Here is a 15856-nt window from a genome sequence, read left to right on the forward strand (position 1 = left end):
AAGGTTTCAGACGGCCAAACAGAATAGTCAGGCCGTCTGAAACATAAATTGAGTTAATGAAACCAAAAAACGAAAAGCCGATACGTTCAGACGGCCTCAACCACAGGTTGAACCAACACCCACGGCGCGACCACCACTGCCCATATTTCCTGATTGTCGGCATAAAACGCACGCGCTTGGTCTTCGCTGACTACGCCGAATTTGCCGGCTGCCATCAAAGGCTGCAATTTGGCGGTGGCATCGTCGGCAACGTAGCGGGCGATTTCAATCAAATCCAAATCGGATGCTACATACACCGCTGCGCCACGGGCGAAATGGGGTTGTAATTCTGCCCACGCGATACGGGCGGTTTCGGTGTTTAATTTTTCGTTGAGTAAGGGGGCGGACATGATGTGTGCTTTCGGGTGTGTATGGAGAAAGGGCGTATTTTAACCCAAATCATGTAGTGATTTGTAGCTGGAGAATCGGATTTACAAGCATAATGTTATACAGTATCATTAACAACTTTCTATTTATTCAGACGGCCTGTCAGAGGCCGTCTGAAAACATTGGGTTGACCATGAATTCGATTTTATTAACCGGATTGTTCCAACGGCTGCTGATTGCGCTGATCGCACTCGGTGCGCTGTGGGGCATTTATTTTTGGGCGGTCGGCACATGAGCATTATCGTCGATAACCTAACCGTCAGCTATCAACGTCGTCCGGCGGTGCATCATGTGTCGATGGCGTTCCCAGATAACGGCATGTGGGCGATTTTCGGGCCCAACGGCGCGGGTAAATCCACGCTGTTGAAAGCGGTGATGGGCTTGGAGAAAGCCGAAACCGGCACGATAGAATGGGCGGGTTTGCAGCGCAAAGACATCGCTTATCTGCCGCAGCAGGCCGAAGTTGACCGCACGCAGCCGATGACGGTGTTTGAATTAGCGGCGATGGGTTTGTGGTATGAAATCGGCTTTTTCGGCCGTGTGAACGCGGTGCAGCGCCAGCGGGTGTATGAAGCACTCGAGCGCGTGGAAATGCATGAATTTGCCCGGCGCAGCATCGCGCATTTGTCCAACGGCCAATTCCAGCGCGTGTTGTTTGCCCGCATGTTGGCGCAAAACGCTAAGTTTTTGCTGCTGGATGAACCGTTTAACCACATCGATGCGCGCACCACTTATGCTTTGCTCGATGTGTTGCGCCGCTGTCATCAAAGCGGCCAAGCGGTGATTGCGGTGTTGCATGATTATGAACAAGTGCGCGCGTATTTTCCTGAAACTTTGCTGATTGCACGGGAAAAAATTGCCGCCGGTGCCACAGAAAATGTGTTAACCGACGAATATCTGCTGCAAGCCAATGCCGCCATGCAGCAGCAAGAATCGGTCGATTGGTGCGTGGCATAATGTTTCAGACGGCCTCAAATCAATCAAACGCTTGAAACCATCTCTCAATATTCAGGCCGTCTGAAAGAAGTTCAGACGGCCTATCATAGAAATCCATCATGAATTTTCACGAATTATTCATCGAGCCTTTTGTTGAATTCGATTTCATGCGCTATGCGCTGGCCTCGATTTTCTGCTTGGCGTTGAGCGCCGCGCCGGTGGGCGTATTTTTGGTAATGCGCCGCATGAGTTTGGTCGGCGATGCCTTGGGTCATGCCGTGTTGCCAGGTGCGGCTATCGGCTATATGTTTGCCGGATTGAGCTTGCCGGCAATGAGCATCGGCGGCTTTGTGGCCGGTTTGTTGATGGCCTTGCTGGCCGGATTGGTGAGCCGCTTTACCACATTAAAAGAAGATGCCAACTTCGCGGCTTTTTACTTAACCAGCTTGGCCATCGGCGTGGTGCTGGTGAGTAAAAACGGCGACAGCGTCGATTTGCTGCATTTGCTGTTTGGCTCGGTGTTGGCGGTGGACGTGGCGGCGTTGACGCTGATTGCGGCAGCCGCGTCGATTACCGCGCTGGCCTTAGCGGTGATTTACCGGCCGCTGGTGTTGGAAAGCATTGATCCGCTGTTTTTAAAGGCGGTCAACGGCAAGGGCGGCTTTTGGCATGTGTTGTTTTTGGTGCTGGTGGTGATGAACATGGTTGCCGGTTTTCAAGCGCTCGGTACGCTGATGTCGGTCGGTTTGATGATGCTGCCGGCGATTACCGCGCGCTTGTGGGCGAAAAGCATGGGCATGATGATTTCGATGGCGGCTTTGATTGCTCTGCTGTGCGGTTTTGCCGGCTTGCTGTTTTCTTATCACATCGAAATTCCATCGGGGCCGGCGATTATTTTGTGCTGCGGCGTGTTGTATGTCTTCTCTGTGGTGTTCGGTTGGGAAGGTGGTGTGGTCACCAAATGGCTGAAACGCCGCCGCCACAAAGTCGGTTGATTTTTCAGACGGCCTGCTTGTCTAACCGGGCAGGCTGTTTTAAAATGGCTGAAATGTTACGTTATATCAAAAGGAATAAAACATGAAACAATGGAAATTGGGTGTTATTGCGGCGTTGTTGTCCGGTGCGGCTTATGCAGCGCCTTTGCCGGTGGTGACCAGCTTCAGCATTTTGGGTGATGTGGCCAAGCAGGTGGGGGGCGAGCGTGTGGCGGTGACCAATCTGGTGGGTCCAAACCAAGATTCGCATGCTTATCACATGACCAGCGGCGATGTGAAGAAAATCCGCGCGGCCAAATTGGTATTATTGAACGGCTTGGGCTTGGAAGGTGCCGATGTGCGCCGTGCCGTGCAGCAGAGCAAGGTGCCGTTTGCCGAAGCCACTAAAGGCATCCAGCCATTGAAAGCACCGGAAGGCGGCCATCACCATCATCATCACGGTGAAGGCGAAGGCCATCACCATCACGACCACGGCGAATTCGACCCGCATGTTTGGACCGACCCTGTGTTGATGGTCACCTATGCGAAAAACGTATCTGACGCGTTGGTTAAAGCCGATCCGGCGGGTAAAGCCTATTATGAGCAACGTTTGACTGCGTATCAAAACCAGCTGAAAAAATTACACAGCGACACCCAAGCCGCGTTCAACAGCGTGCCGGTGGGCAAACGCAAAGTGTTAACCGGCCATGATGCATTTGCCTACATGGGTAAACGCTACAACATCAATTTCATCGCTCCGCAAGGTGTGAGCAGCGCGGCAGAGCCATCGGCTAAAGCGGTGGCTTCGATTATCCGCCAAATCAAACGAGAAGGGATTAAAGCCGTGTTCACCGAAAACATCAAAGACACGCGCATGATTGACCGCATCGCCAAAGAAACCGGCGTGAAAGTCAGTGGTCAGTTGTATTCTGACGCTTTGGGCAATGCGCCTGCCAATACCTATGTCGGCATGTACCGCTACAATGTGAAAATCATGACCGATGCCATGAAAAAATAATGGCTGGATAAGGTAATAATACAAGGCCGTCTGAAAAACAAGTTGTTTTTCAGACGGCCTTGTAGCGTTTGGTAACAATATGATATGGCTGTATAATATATTAAAAATCTATATATATTTTAAATTCAGGAACCAACCATGATAGAAACCATTGAACGCGACAGCATGCAATACGATGTTGTGATTGTGGGGGCAGGTCCGGCAGGTTTGTCGGCTGCCATCAAACTCAAGCAGCTTGCCCAAGCCGCCGAGCGCGAAATCAGCGTGTGCGTGGTGGAAAAAGCTTCCGAAGTGGGCGCGCATACCTTATCCGGCGCGGTGATTGACCCGATTACCTTATCGGAATTACTGCCCGATTGGAAAGAGCGCGGTGCGCCGTTGCGCGTGGAAGTGACGCAAGACAAAGTATTATTCCTGACTGAAAAACGTGCCATTCCGCTACCGGTTACCCCCAATTTCGACAACCATGGCAACTACATCATCAGCTTGGGTGAATTGGTACGCTGGTTGGGCGAACAGGCGGAAGAGCTTGGTGTGGAAATCTACCCGGGCTTTGCTGCTTCGGAAATTCTTTATCACGCCGACGGTTCGGTAAAGGGCATCGCCACCGGCAACATGGGCGTGGGCAAAGATGGTGAGCCGACCGACAATTTCCAGCCAGGTATGGAACTTTGGGCGCAGCAAACCCTTTTTGCCGAAGGTTGCCGTGGTTCATTGAGCCAACAAATCATTAAACGTTTCGATCTCGATAAAAACAGCGATGCGCAAACTTATGGCATTGGCATCAAAGAAATTTGGGAAGTCGCGCCGGAAAAACACCAACAAGGCTTGGTGTTGCATAGCAGCGGTTGGCCGCTCGACACCAAAACCTACGGCGGCTCGTTCCTTTATCATTTAGATGACAATAAGGTTGCCGTCGGCTTTGTGGTCGGGTTGGATTACCAAAATCCTTATATGTCGCCATTTGAAGAATTCCAACGCTTTAAAACCCATCCAGCCATCCGCGATACCTTTGCCGGCGGCCGCCGCATTGAATACGGCGCGCGTGCTTTGGTTGAAGGCGGTTATCAAAGTATTCCCAAGCTTTCATTCAACGGCGGTGCATTGGTCGGCGATGCAGCCGGTTTCCTGAATATGCCGCGCATCAAAGGCATTCACACCGCCATGAAATCAGGCTTGCTGGCCGCCGAAGCCGTGTTCCCGATTTTGGATAATTTGGAAGAAGTCGAAAGCGTGGAGCAGGGCAAAGAAGCGGTGCAATACCGCGTTTTGTTCGACCAAAGCTGGGCACATACCGAATTGTATGCCGCGCGTAATGTGCGCCCGTCGTTCCAATGGGGCTTGCTGTTCGGCGTGATGTACACCGGTATGGAGCAATTGTTTTTCAAAGGCCGCTTGCCGTTTACCTTCAAACACCACGGCAAAGACCACGACCAACTGAAAAAAGCCGCCGCGTGCAAACCGATTAACTACCCGAAACCGGACGGCGTGTTGACTTTCGACCGCTTGAGTAGCGTGTTTCTGGCCAATATCGCGCACGAAGAAAACCAGCCGAGCCATCTGACCTTGAAAAATCCGCAAGTGATGATCGACATCAACCACAAAGAATATGCTTCGCCGGAAACGCGTTATTGTCCGGCGGCGGTGTATGAAATCGTGGAGGAAAACGGTGCACCGCAATTGCAGATTAACGCGTCCAACTGTGTGCATTGCAAAACCTGCGATATTAAAGATCCGACGCAGAATATCGTATGGATTTGTCCAGAAGGGGCAAGCGGGCCGAATTATGGTGCGATGTAAGTCCGCCTGAAAAGTTAGGCTTACTGGTGTTGAATTTTTGTTTATCAAACGAAAAGGCCGTCTGAAACACAATGTTTCAGACGGCCTTCTTTATTAAAGCCTCACTTTATTGGCCGGCTTTCAAACCTTGCCACAAGCGTACGCTTAATTTGCTGGTTTCAGGTGATTTTGGTGAAATCACGAAGCTCTTGTCCATCACTTCTTTGCTTGGGAAGATAGACGTGTCTTCTGAAAGCTTGGCATCCATCAATTTACGCGCCGGTTGGCTGGCAGGAGCGTAGGTCACGAATGTGCCGTTTTTCGCCGCTACTTGCGGGTCAAGCGTGTAGTTGATGTATTTGTGTGCATTGGCCACGTTTTGCGCATCACGCGGAATCATGAAAGAATCGATCCAAATGCCTACACCGGTTTTCGGGGTCAATACTTGCAGATTGACGCCGTTGTTGGCTTCGATGGCGCGGTTTTTGGCGATGTTCAAGTCGCCGCCGTAGCCCACGGCCACGCACAAGTTGCCGTTGGCCATGTCGTCGATGTAGCCTGACGAGCTGAATCGTTTCACGTCACCGCGCACTTTTTTCATCATGTCAACCGCGGCTTTGAGGTCGTCGGCGTTTTCGCTGTTCGGGTCTTTGCCGATGTAGTTCAAGGCCAGCGGCATTTGCTCGATGGCGCTGTCTAAGTAGCTGATGCCGCAAGATTTCAGCTTGGCGGTGTATTCAGGGTTGAACACCAAATCCCATTCGTTTTCAGGCAATGCATCGCTGCCTAAAGCTTTGGCAACCAAGTCTTTGTTAATCGCCAAGGTGTTGATGCCCCAGAAATAAGGCACGGCATATTTGTTGCCCGGGTCAACGCTGGCCATCAGTGATAGCAGATCAGGGTCAATGTTGTTGTAGTTGGAAATCTGGCTCTTGTCGATTTCTTGGTACGCGCCGGCTTTGATTTGGCGGCCGACATTGGCAATAGATGGGGCAACCAAGTCGTAACCGGATTTGCCGGTCAATACTTTGGCTTCCAAGGCTTCGTTGCTGTCGTAATAATCGTAGCGGACTTTGATGTTGTTGTTTTTCTCAAAATCGGCCAAGGTTTGCGGATCGACGTAGTCAGACCAGTTGTAGATATTCAGATTGCTGGATTGCGGTGCGGCTTGTTGCGGTTCGCTGGCTTGTGGCGCGGCGGTTTCAGCCGGTTTTTCAGAGCCGCCGCAGGCCGCCAATGCTAAGGTGATGCAGGCGGTGAGGAAGGTTTTTTTCATGGTGTACAGTCCTTTTGTCGGGAAATGGAATAAATTGCAGCGGTGGGCAAAGGATTTAACCTTTAAACCACATACAAAAGGGAAACTGTGGTGGGGGCGGCAGGCGCTAGATACCTCGTGCCGTCCTTGATTCAGCAAGCTTGCATTAAACGTTAAAAACCTTGCAAATGCAATAGTTTAAAAGCGGTAAAATGACACTTTTACGGGTGTTTTTTGCTATGGGTTTATCTGCAAACGATAAAATTTTTCAGACGGCCTCAGAAATGTTGTGTTGATTTGTCAAAACCGTATGATTTGTGGGAAAATCGGCAGATTAAATTTTTAAAGGGCGAGACCGTGTTAGACAGAGAAGGCTATCGCCCCAATGTCGGTATTATCCTTACGAACGATAAGAATCAAGTATTTTGGGGCAAGCGTGTGCGCGAGCATTCGTGGCAGTTTCCGCAAGGCGGCATCAAGCCGGGCGAAAGTCCAGAAACGGCGATGTACCGCGAATTGCTGGAAGAAGTGGGCCTGTTGCCGCAACACGTGAAAATTTTAGGCCGCACGCGCGACTGGCTGCGTTACGATGTGCCGACGCACTGGGTGCGCCGTGAATGGCGCGGTTCATACCGCGGTCAGAAGCAGATTTGGTATTTGCTGCGCTTGGTCGGCCGTGAGAGCGATGTCAACCTGCGCGCCACGCACCATCCCGAGTTTGACGGCTGGCGTTGGCACGATTATTGGGCGCCGGTAGATGAAGTGATTGATTTCAAACGCGATGTGTATTTGGGTGCGCTCACGGAATTATCGCGCTTTGTGCGCAGCGTGGAAACTTATGGCGAATTTGCCCAGCGTATTCAGCAGCAAAAAGAGAAGTAAGGTAAGCACTTTTGGGTCGTCTGAATGTATGCGTGTTTTCTAAATAGTTAAACTCAAGCCATCATCACAAACAAAAAGAGCAGATGCCGTCTGAAGCTGTTTCAGACGGCATCTGCTCTGTTGTATTAGCCTAAGGATCAGCCCCTTAGCGGCGATCATCGTCGCGGTCGTCGTCATCTCTATCGTCACGTTCATCGCGCTCACGGTCGTCATCACGGTCATCGCGATCATCATCACGATCGCGGTCGTCACGATCGTCATCGCTGTCGCGGTCTCGGTCTCGGTCGGATTGCTCGAAGCGTGTGTCGTTGCGCTCGTCGTCGCGTTCACGGTCGTTATCGCCGCCGCACGCAGCCAACAGCAGCCCGGATAAGGCCAAGGCTAATAATGACTTTTTCATCTTCATCCTTTTTATAAATGATTAATGGTTTCAGTCTATAATCAATCCGCCTGCGGGTAAATACGGCTGCGGGTTAATCTTTGTTCAGGCGGCGGGCATAATCGGTGCGATGGCCGTCTGAAAGCGGCGAAACATGTTAAAATCCCGCTTTTGCCGTTGCCGCATTACCGAATCTTTACCGAACACATTTTCAGACGGCCTGTCTGAATGCATTGCTTTAGAAAAACATCATGACTCAAAAACACTATTCCGAATCCAGTATTACCGTCTTAAAAGGCTTGGAGCCGGTGAAAGAGCGTCCGGGCATGTACACCCGCACCGACAGCCCGACCCATATCTGTCAAGAAGTCATCGACAATGCTGCCGATGAAGCCTTGGGCGGTTTCGCCAGCGAAATCAGCGTGACGATACACGACGACGGTTCTTTGTCTGTGCGCGACAATGGCCGTGGTATTCCGACCGGTATGCATCCGGTGGAAGGTCTGCCGGTGGTGGAGCTGGTGTTTACCCAATTGCACGCGGGCGGCAAGTTCAATAAAAAAGACGGCGGTGCTTATGCTTTTTCAGGCGGCCTGCACGGCGTGGGTGTGTCGGTGACCAATGCGCTGTCGAAACGCTTGGAAGTCACCGTTAAGCGTGAAGGCAAAATCCACCGCATCGTGTTTGCCGGCGGTGATGTGATTGAACCCTTAAGCGAAATTGGCAAATGTGCGGTGAAAGATTCGGGCACCGAAGTGCGTGTGTGGCCGGACGGCAAATATTTTGAATCACCGCAATACAGCATTCCCGAATTAGAACGCCTGTTGCGCGCCAAAGCCGTGTTGCTGCCGGGCGTGACCGTGTCGCTGACGCGTCCGGTAAAAGACGAAAGCGAGCCGCAAACGCAAACATGGCATTACCCCAACGGCCTGAAAAGCTATTTGATGGATTTAATCAGCGAAGCACAGGAAGCCGTGCCGCTGTTTGCCAGCGAAAACTATATTTCAGACGGCCACGACAGCGATTTTGCTGTGGGCGAGGGGGCGGCTTTTGCGCTGACTTGGCTGGAAGAAGGCACGTGCACCAATGAAAGCTATGTCAACCTGATTCCGACACCGCTCGGCGGCACACACGAAGCCGGTTTGAAGCAAGCCGTGTTCAACGCCGTCAACAACTTCATCACGCTGCACAATTTATTGCCGCGCGGCGTGAAAGTGCAAAGCGATGACGTGTTCAACAAAGTCGCCTTTGTCTTGAGCGCGCGCGTGCTCGACCCGCAATTTCAAGGCCAAACCAAAGACAAACTCACCAACCGCGATGCGCTGAAGCTGGTGGCCGCCGTATCGGGCGACCCGTTGGAATTGTGGCTGAATCAGAATGTCGAAGCCGGTAAAAAAATCGCCGAATTGGCGATCAAACAGGCGCAGGCGCGTATGCGCTCGGTGAAAAAAATCGAGAAGAAAAAAGGCAGCGGCGTGGCTGTGTTGCCGGGCAAACTCACCGACTGCGAAAGCGAAGACGTGCGCGAAAACGAGCTGTTTTTGGTTGAGGGCGACTCGGCCGGCGGTTCGGCCAAACTGGCGCGCGACAAAGCCACCCAAGCCATTTTGCCTTTGCGCGGTAAGGTATTGAATAGTTTTGAAGTGCATCCCGACCAACTGTTCGGCAATGCGGAAATCCACGATATTTCCGTGGCCATCGGTGTCGATCCGCACGGCGTGAATGACAACCCAGATTTAAGCGGCTTGCGCTACGGCAAAATCGCCATTTTGTCTGATGCCGATGTGGACGGTTCGCATATTCAAGTGTTGCTGCTGACCCTGTTTTACCGTCATTTCCCGAAACTGGTTTCAGACGGCCATATTTATGTTGCCCAGCCGCCGTTGTTCCGCGTGGATGTGAACGCGCAAGGCAAATCCAAACCCGCCCGTAAATTCTACGCGCTCGACCAGGCCGAACTCGACGGCATTTTAGAGCGCCTGCAAAAAGAAGGCGTAAAAGAAACCGCCTATTCTATCAGCCGCTTCAAAGGCTTGGGTGAGATGAATCCCGACCAGCTCAAAGACACCACCATGCACCCCGACACCCGCCGACTGTTGCAAGTGCAGATTCCCGAAGGCAGCAGCGAGGAGACCTACGATATTTTCGTGAAGCTGATGGGCAAAGGCGAAGCCGCCAGCCGCCGCGCGTGGATGGAGGCAGAAGGCGATACGGCGGAAGTGGATATTTGATTGAGTGGATTGTAATGGAGGCCGTCTGAAATCAAGTTATCTTTTTCAGACGGCCTAAACAAAAGAATCGGGTTATTTTTGACCCGATTCTTTTGTTTTTTGATTTAAAACACACTATTAACACCATCCAATTACGGCTAGACTGCGGTTTTGATTCCCATCTTTTACACCGCAAGGAGCTGTAACATGAAAACTGCATTATTGATTGTCGATTTCCAAAACGATTATTTCCCAAGCTTTGAGGGCGCCAAATTTCCTTTGGTTGGCACCGAAGCTGCGGCGGAGCAGGGCGCGAAATTGTTGCAGGTGTTTCGCAACAAAAACTTGCCCGTGTTCCATGTGCGCCATGTGTTTGCCGGCGAGAATGCACCGTTTTTTGCGGAAAACAGCGATGGCGTGCAGTTCCATCCTTTATTTGAACCGCAAGCAAGTGAAGCAGTCATCACCAAACATGAAATCAACAGTTTTCGCGGTACCACCGATTTACACGCGCAATTGCAGGCGCAGGGCATTGAACGCTTGCTGATTGTCGGCGCGATGAGCCACATGTGTATCGATGCGGCTACCCGTGCGGCGGCTGATTTGGGCTACCAATGCCATGTTGCCCATGATGCGTGCGCGACACGCGATTTGGAATTTGGCGGCAAAACCGTGGCTGCGGCCGATGTGCACGCGGCGTATATGTCGGCATTGGCGTTTGCTTATGCCAATGTGGATACTGCGGATAATTTGGCAAAATTGGTTTGATGATTGGTTTGATATAAAAAAAGGCCGAAACCTTTGTAAAACCTCAAGAATCACCAATAAAAACCTTAAAGTCGTCATTCCCGCGCAGGCGGGAATTCATCGCGGCATCTAAGAAACCTATTTTATTCAAAAGCTTGCTATACTGAAAAATGGATTCCCGACTGCGCGGGAATGACGGCGGTTTGGTGTGTATTCGCTTTTGAAAGAGTTTTACAAAAATCAAGGCCGTCTGAACATTTCAGACGGCCTTTGTTTTCACTGATTATTTCAACAGATTTTTAATAATGCCCATCACGCTGCGTGAAATGGCGTTGGTCACTTGGCGATTGATTTGGCTGCCGACGGCATCGGCTACGTTGTAGCCTACACCTTGGCCGGGTTTTTTACGGCCACCAGTCAATCCGCCGATAAAGCCGCCGAGTAAGCCCGGGTCTTGGTTGGCTTGGGCTTTGGCCGCTTCTTTTTCGGCTTGCACCTGCGCTTTGGCAGCTTCTTCCGCTTGTTTGGCCGCGGCTTGCTCGCTGTCGAGTTCGGCCAAGGCTTCAAAAGCAGAGTAGTTATCGATCATGTCTTTATAGGTTGGATACAGATCGTCGCGTTGATACAAGGCATCGCGTTCTTCTTTGGATAGCGGGGTCAGCGCGGATTGCGGCGGCAAGACATAAGCGCGTTCCACCGGTGCCGGCATGCCTTTTTCATCTAAGAAGGACACCAAGGCTTCACCCACGCCCAGTTCGGCGATAGCTTCGGCAACTTTGATGTTCGGATTGCTGCGGAAGGTTTCGGCAGCAGCGCGCACGGCTTTTTGGTCGCGTGGTGTAAAGGCACGCAGCGCGTGTTGCACGCGGTTACCCAATTGACCGAGAATGGTATCCGGCAAATCGAGCGGGTTTTGCGTCACGAAATACACGCCTACGCCTTTGGAGCGAATCAGGCGCACCACTTGTTCGACTTGTTCCACCAATGCGGTCGCGGCGTTGTCGAACATCAAATGCGCTTCGTCGAAGAACATCACAAATTTTGGTTTTTCTGGGTCGCCGACTTCGGGCAGCATTTCAAATAATTCGGCCAGCATCCACAGCAAAAATGCGCTGTACATGCGCGGCGAGCGCATCAGTCTTTCCGAATTCAAGATGTTAATCACGCCTTTGCCGTTTTCAGACTGCATCCAGTCTTCCAAATTCAGCGCCGGCTCGCCAAAGAAATCATTGGCACCTTCGTTTTCCAAGGTCAACAGTTGGCGTTGAATCGCGCCGATACTGGCGGCGGAGACGTTGCCGTATTGGGTGCGGTATTCGGCGGCATTATCGGAAACGTGTTTCAACATACTGCGCAGATCTTTTAAATCCAAAATGTGCCAGCCGCGATCGTCGGCCACTTTGAATACCAAATTCAGCAAGCCTTCTTGGGTGTCGTTCAAGTTCATCAAACGTGCCAGCAGCATCGGGCCCATTTCAGATACGGTCACGCGCACGGGAATACCGGTTTCGCCGAATACGTCCCAAAAGCGCACGGGGAAATTTTGCAGCCACTCATCGCCCAGCCCAAATTCGGCAATGCGTTCACCCACCTTGCCGCTGGCGGCACCGGCTTGTGAAATGCCGGATAAGTCGCCTTTAACGTCTACCAAAAACACCGGTACGCCTTGGTTACTAAAGGCTTCGGCCATGCGGCGCAGGGTCACGGTTTTACCGGTACCGGTCGCGCCGGCAATCAGGCCGTGGCGGTTGGCCATTTTGCCTTGAATTTCAAGAGAGACGTCGCCGACGCGGGCGATAGGGAAGGTGGTCATGCAGTTTTCCTCTCGGATTCGGATAATCAGGTAAACGCTTATTTTCTTATGAAATGAAGCAGGGTGCAATGACATTGGCGCGGGTGTTGGATTTTTCAGACGGCCTTTAAGGCAATAGGAACAGGCCGTCTGAAACACGGTTTTGAATATCACCCAGTTTTCAGACGGTCTTACATTCGCATTTCAAGTGCAACGCTCAAATGCCATTGGCAAGGGCTGCTGAAAACAGATCACCCGGTGTCTCATAGTCCAATGTCTTTCTCGGTCGGCGGTTAAGGGCCTCCTCAACCGCTTTAATCTTTTTAGCACCCAGTTTCCTAAAATCCGTCCCCTTTGGGAAGTATTGTCTGATCAGCCCGTTGGTATTCTCCACCAAGCCTTTTTCCCAAGAATGGTATGGACGGCAGAAGTAAGTTTCCGCACCCAGGGCTTTGGCAAAGGTTTTATGTCGGTAAAACTCTTTACCGTTATCCAAAGTAATCGTTTGAATGATATCTTTAAACGGCTTCAATGCCCGAATCACTACCCGGGCTACATCTTCTGCTTTGAAATTGCTGATTTTGCGGATAACGACAAATTTGGTTTTTCTTTCAACAGCAACCACCAGTCCGCTTTTTTGATCTTTACCGACAATGGTGTCCATCTCGAAATCGCCGACCCGCTCTTTTTGATCGACAATGGCAGGTCTGTGTTCAATGTCGGTTCTGTCCGGTACGCTGCCTTTTGTCCATGCACCGCTGCCGTATTTTCTGCGGTAGGGTTTGGAAACGATACGCAGATGGGTGTACAGGTCGCCGCCGTTTTGACGGTCTTTGGCGAGATAGCGGTAAAGGGTGCTGTGGTGCAGTTTGATGTGTTGATGTTTCAGCAGATAGCCGCAGACTTGTTCGGGGCTGTATTTTTGGGTAATCAGTTTGTTAACAGTCTGTTTGACGGCAGTAGTTAGTTTGGTTGGCTTTTTGTTTTTCTTTTTAACTTCGCTTTGCTGTTGTGCTTTTCGGTAACAGTAGGTTCCGTTGACGGAATGCCGTCTGATTTCCCGACTGACGGTGGCGGGATGACAACCGATGTTCTGTGCGATTTGGTTTAGGGGTAGGTTGCGGTAATGTCTGGAAATGTAGTATCTTTGGTGTGAGGTCAGTTGTGTGTAGGCCATATTGCAATCTTTCTTGTCAGGAAAGGCAGTATACTACCGCATACTGGCCTTTTCTGTTATTGGAAATTGCACTTGTTAGGCGATGATTTCCTACATGTAAGGCCGTCTGAAAATCAAACAGGCTTATTTTGTTGACAATCAATACAAATGAAAAAGCATGGTGTAAAGCAAGAATATCACTATGCCGTCTGAAAAAAGGCAAGCGAAATCAATGCTTTTCTTTTGCTTTTAAATGCGTTATAATACGGCAATTTTTCAAATTTATAGAAAAATGGCCATCGGGCCATTTTTTTGTTTTTATACTGTGGAGTCGCATGGATATTCAAAATATTCTTGATAAAACCCTGCCCGGTTTGGGCTATGAGCTGGTGGATTTCGAGCTGACCGCGCAAGGCGATTTGCGTGTGTTTATCGATAAGCCGGAAGGCATTACCGTGGAAGATTGCGCCACGGTGAGCAACCATTTGAGCCGCGTTTTCATGGTGGAAGACGTGGATTACAAGCGTTTGGAAATTTCCAGCCCGGGCTTGGATCGTCCGCTGAAAAAAGCCGCCGACTTTGCCCGCTTTGCCGGTGAAAACGCCAAAATCAAAACCCGTCTGCCGATTGATGGTCAGAAAAACTTTATCGGCCGCATCGAAAAATGTGAAAACGATGTGGTTACCGTTGCTTTCGACGGCAAAACCGCTGAGATTGAAATCAGCAATATCGACAAAGCCCGTCTGCGTCCTGAATTCAAATTTTAAACATAATACATAACGGAGATTCTAAAGATGAGTCGTGAGATGTTACAACTTGCCGAAGCTTTGGCAAGCGAGAAAAACGTAGAAGCAGAAGTGGTGTTTCAGGCTTTGGAGTTTGCGCTGTCAACCGCTGCCAAAAAGAAAGCCAACCGCGAACACATGGACGTGCGTGTCGAAATCGACCGTGATACCGGCGAATACCGTACTTTCCGCCGTTGGTTGATTGTGGCCGACGAAGATTATACTTATCCGGATGTGGAAAAAACCATTGAAGAAATTCAAGAAGAAATTCCGGGTACCGATATTCAAATCGGCGAATATTACGAAGAGCAGCTGGAAAATGAAGGTTTCGGCCGTCAAGCTGCGCAAACCGCCAAACAAATTATTCTGCAACGCATCCGCGATGCCGAGCGTGAGCAAATCCTGAATGAATTCTTGCAACAAAAAGAAGACATTATTATGGGTACGGTGAAGCGTGTTGAGCGTCACGGCATCATCGTGGAAGTGATTTCAGGCAAATTAGATGCGCTGATTCCGCGCGACCAAATGATTCCGCGTGAAAACTTCCGCAGCGGCGACCGCATTCGCGCCTTGTTTGTACGCGTGGAAGAAATCGGCAATACCGGCCGCAAACAAGTGGTGTTGAGCCGCACTTCAGGCGAATTTTTGGCCAAACTGTATGAGCAGGAAGTGCCTGAAATTGCCGATGGCTTGTTGGAAATCCGCGAAGTGGCGCGTGACCCGGGTCAACGTGCAAAAGTGGCGGTAAAAGCTAACGACCAGCGCATCGATCCGCAAGGCACTTGTATTGGTGTGCGCGGTTCGCGCGTGAATGCGGTGAGCAACGAATTATCAGGCGAGCGTATTGACGTGGTGTTGTGGTCGTCTGAAACCGCACAATTTGTGATTAATGCCTTGTCGCCTGCCGAAGTCAGCCGTATTTTGATTGATGAAGACAAACATGCCGTTGATGTGATTGTGGCAGAAGACCAATTGGCCTTGGCCATCGGCCGCGGTGGTCAAAACGTGCGCTTGGCATCGGATTTGACCGGCTGGCAGTTGAACATCATGACTGTTAAAGAAGCAGATGAGCGCAATGAAGCAGAAGATGCCGCCATTCGCGAACTGTTTATCGGCCACATGAATATCGATGCCGAAACAGCGGATGTGTTGGTACAAGAAGGTTTTCAAACCTTGGAAGAAGTGGCGTATGTGCCTGCGGCTGAGTTGTTGGAAATTGAAGGTTTTAACGAAGAAATCGTTGAAGCCCTGCGCAACCGCGCCCGCGATGCGATTTTGACCTTGGCCATTGCCTCGGAAGAAAAATTGGCCGATATGTCAGAAGATATGCGCAATCTGGAAGGTTTGGATTCGGATATGCTGCGCGATCTGGCGCAAGCCGGTATTGCCACGCGTGACGATTTGGCCGAATTGTCCGTGGATGAATTGATTGAAATTACCGGTGTGACCGAAGACGAAGCCAAAACTGTGATTATGGCTGCGCGCGAACATTGGTTCACCGAAGAAAGTAACTGAGG

The 15856-nt window shown here is 50.8% G+C and carries 14 protein-coding genes; 9 read left to right on the forward strand and 5 right to left on the reverse strand.

The window, feature by feature from the left end:
* Positions 1-86: 86 nt before the first annotated feature.
* Entirely contained in the window at positions 87-389 is a 303-nt protein-coding gene (locus tag GJV52_RS08495) for a DUF2288 domain-containing protein (protein ID WP_100563064.1), read from the reverse strand.
* 268 nt (positions 390-657) lie between these two features.
* Here GJV52_RS08495 and GJV52_RS08500 point away from each other — a divergent pair, with 268 nt between their 5' ends.
* The 4 genes from GJV52_RS08500 (at position 658) to GJV52_RS08515 (ending at position 5154) form a co-directional block, all read left to right on the forward strand.
* On the forward strand, positions 658-1383 hold the full coding sequence (locus GJV52_RS08500; RefSeq protein ID WP_095503218.1) for a metal ABC transporter ATP-binding protein: 726 nt from the start codon (positions 658-660) through the stop codon (positions 1381-1383).
* A gap of 98 nt (positions 1384-1481) precedes the next feature.
* Entirely contained in the window at positions 1482-2357 is an 876-nt protein-coding gene (locus GJV52_RS08505) for a metal ABC transporter permease (RefSeq protein ID WP_095503217.1), read from the forward strand.
* Between the two features lie 82 nt (positions 2358-2439).
* The gene (locus GJV52_RS08510) at positions 2440-3354 is read left to right on the forward strand and encodes a metal ABC transporter solute-binding protein, Zn/Mn family (protein ID WP_100563066.1); all 915 of its coding nucleotides are present in this window, start codon (positions 2440-2442) and stop codon (positions 3352-3354) included.
* Positions 3355-3492: 138 nt separating this feature from the next.
* Complete coding sequence (locus GJV52_RS08515) at positions 3493-5154, forward strand: electron transfer flavoprotein-ubiquinone oxidoreductase (RefSeq protein ID WP_100563068.1); 1662 nt, start codon at positions 3493-3495, stop codon at positions 5152-5154.
* Positions 5155-5260: 106 nt separating this feature from the next.
* Here GJV52_RS08515 and GJV52_RS08520 read toward each other — a convergent pair whose 3' ends face one another.
* Complete coding sequence (locus GJV52_RS08520; protein WP_100563070.1) at positions 5261-6409, reverse strand: polyamine ABC transporter substrate-binding protein; 1149 nt, start codon at positions 6407-6409, stop codon at positions 5261-5263.
* A 336-nt stretch (positions 6410-6745) separates the two neighbouring features.
* On the opposite strand from GJV52_RS08520, the gene GJV52_RS08525 reads away from it, so the two are divergent.
* A complete protein-coding gene (locus GJV52_RS08525) occupies positions 6746-7270 on the forward strand; it encodes an RNA pyrophosphohydrolase (protein WP_095503725.1) in 525 nt (174 codons plus the stop codon).
* 145 nt (positions 7271-7415) lie between these two features.
* On the opposite strand, the gene GJV52_RS08530 is transcribed toward GJV52_RS08525, so the two are convergent.
* Complete coding sequence (locus GJV52_RS08530) at positions 7416-7670, reverse strand: hypothetical protein (RefSeq protein ID WP_195690032.1); 255 nt, start codon at positions 7668-7670, stop codon at positions 7416-7418.
* Positions 7671-7900: 230 nt separating this feature from the next.
* Here GJV52_RS08530 and parE point away from each other — a divergent pair, with 230 nt between their 5' ends.
* Positions 7901-9880 (forward strand): DNA topoisomerase IV subunit B, encoded by a 1980-nt coding sequence (parE, locus tag GJV52_RS08535; protein ID WP_095503723.1) that lies wholly within the window; start codon positions 7901-7903, stop codon positions 9878-9880.
* Positions 9881-10066: 186 nt separating this feature from the next.
* Positions 10067-10627, forward strand: a complete 561-nt coding sequence (locus tag GJV52_RS08540; protein WP_100563073.1) for a cysteine hydrolase family protein — start codon at positions 10067-10069, stop codon at positions 10625-10627.
* Positions 10628-10889: 262 nt separating this feature from the next.
* Here the strand turns inward: GJV52_RS08540 and GJV52_RS08545 are convergent, their stop codons facing one another.
* Positions 10890-12419: a helicase HerA-like domain-containing protein gene (locus tag GJV52_RS08545; RefSeq protein ID WP_100563075.1), complete on the reverse strand. Its 1530-nt coding sequence runs from the start codon at positions 12417-12419 to the stop codon at positions 10890-10892.
* A 196-nt stretch (positions 12420-12615) separates the two neighbouring features.
* Positions 12616-13575, reverse strand: coding sequence for an IS30 family transposase (locus GJV52_RS08550; RefSeq protein ID WP_154143172.1), 960 nt, complete (start codon positions 13573-13575; stop codon positions 12616-12618).
* Positions 13576-13889: 314 nt separating this feature from the next.
* Here GJV52_RS08550 and rimP point away from each other — a divergent pair, with 314 nt between their 5' ends.
* On the forward strand, positions 13890-14321 hold the full coding sequence (rimP, locus tag GJV52_RS08555; protein WP_095503254.1) for a ribosome maturation factor RimP: 432 nt from the start codon (positions 13890-13892) through the stop codon (positions 14319-14321).
* Between the two features lie 27 nt (positions 14322-14348).
* Positions 14349-15854, forward strand: a complete 1506-nt coding sequence (nusA, locus tag GJV52_RS08560; RefSeq protein ID WP_095503255.1) for a transcription termination factor NusA — start codon at positions 14349-14351, stop codon at positions 15852-15854.
* Positions 15855-15856 lie beyond the last annotated feature (2 nt).

The sequence above is a fragment of the Neisseria brasiliensis genome (genome assembly GCF_009671065.1).
Lineage (GTDB): Bacteria > Pseudomonadota > Gammaproteobacteria > Burkholderiales > Neisseriaceae > Neisseria > Neisseria brasiliensis.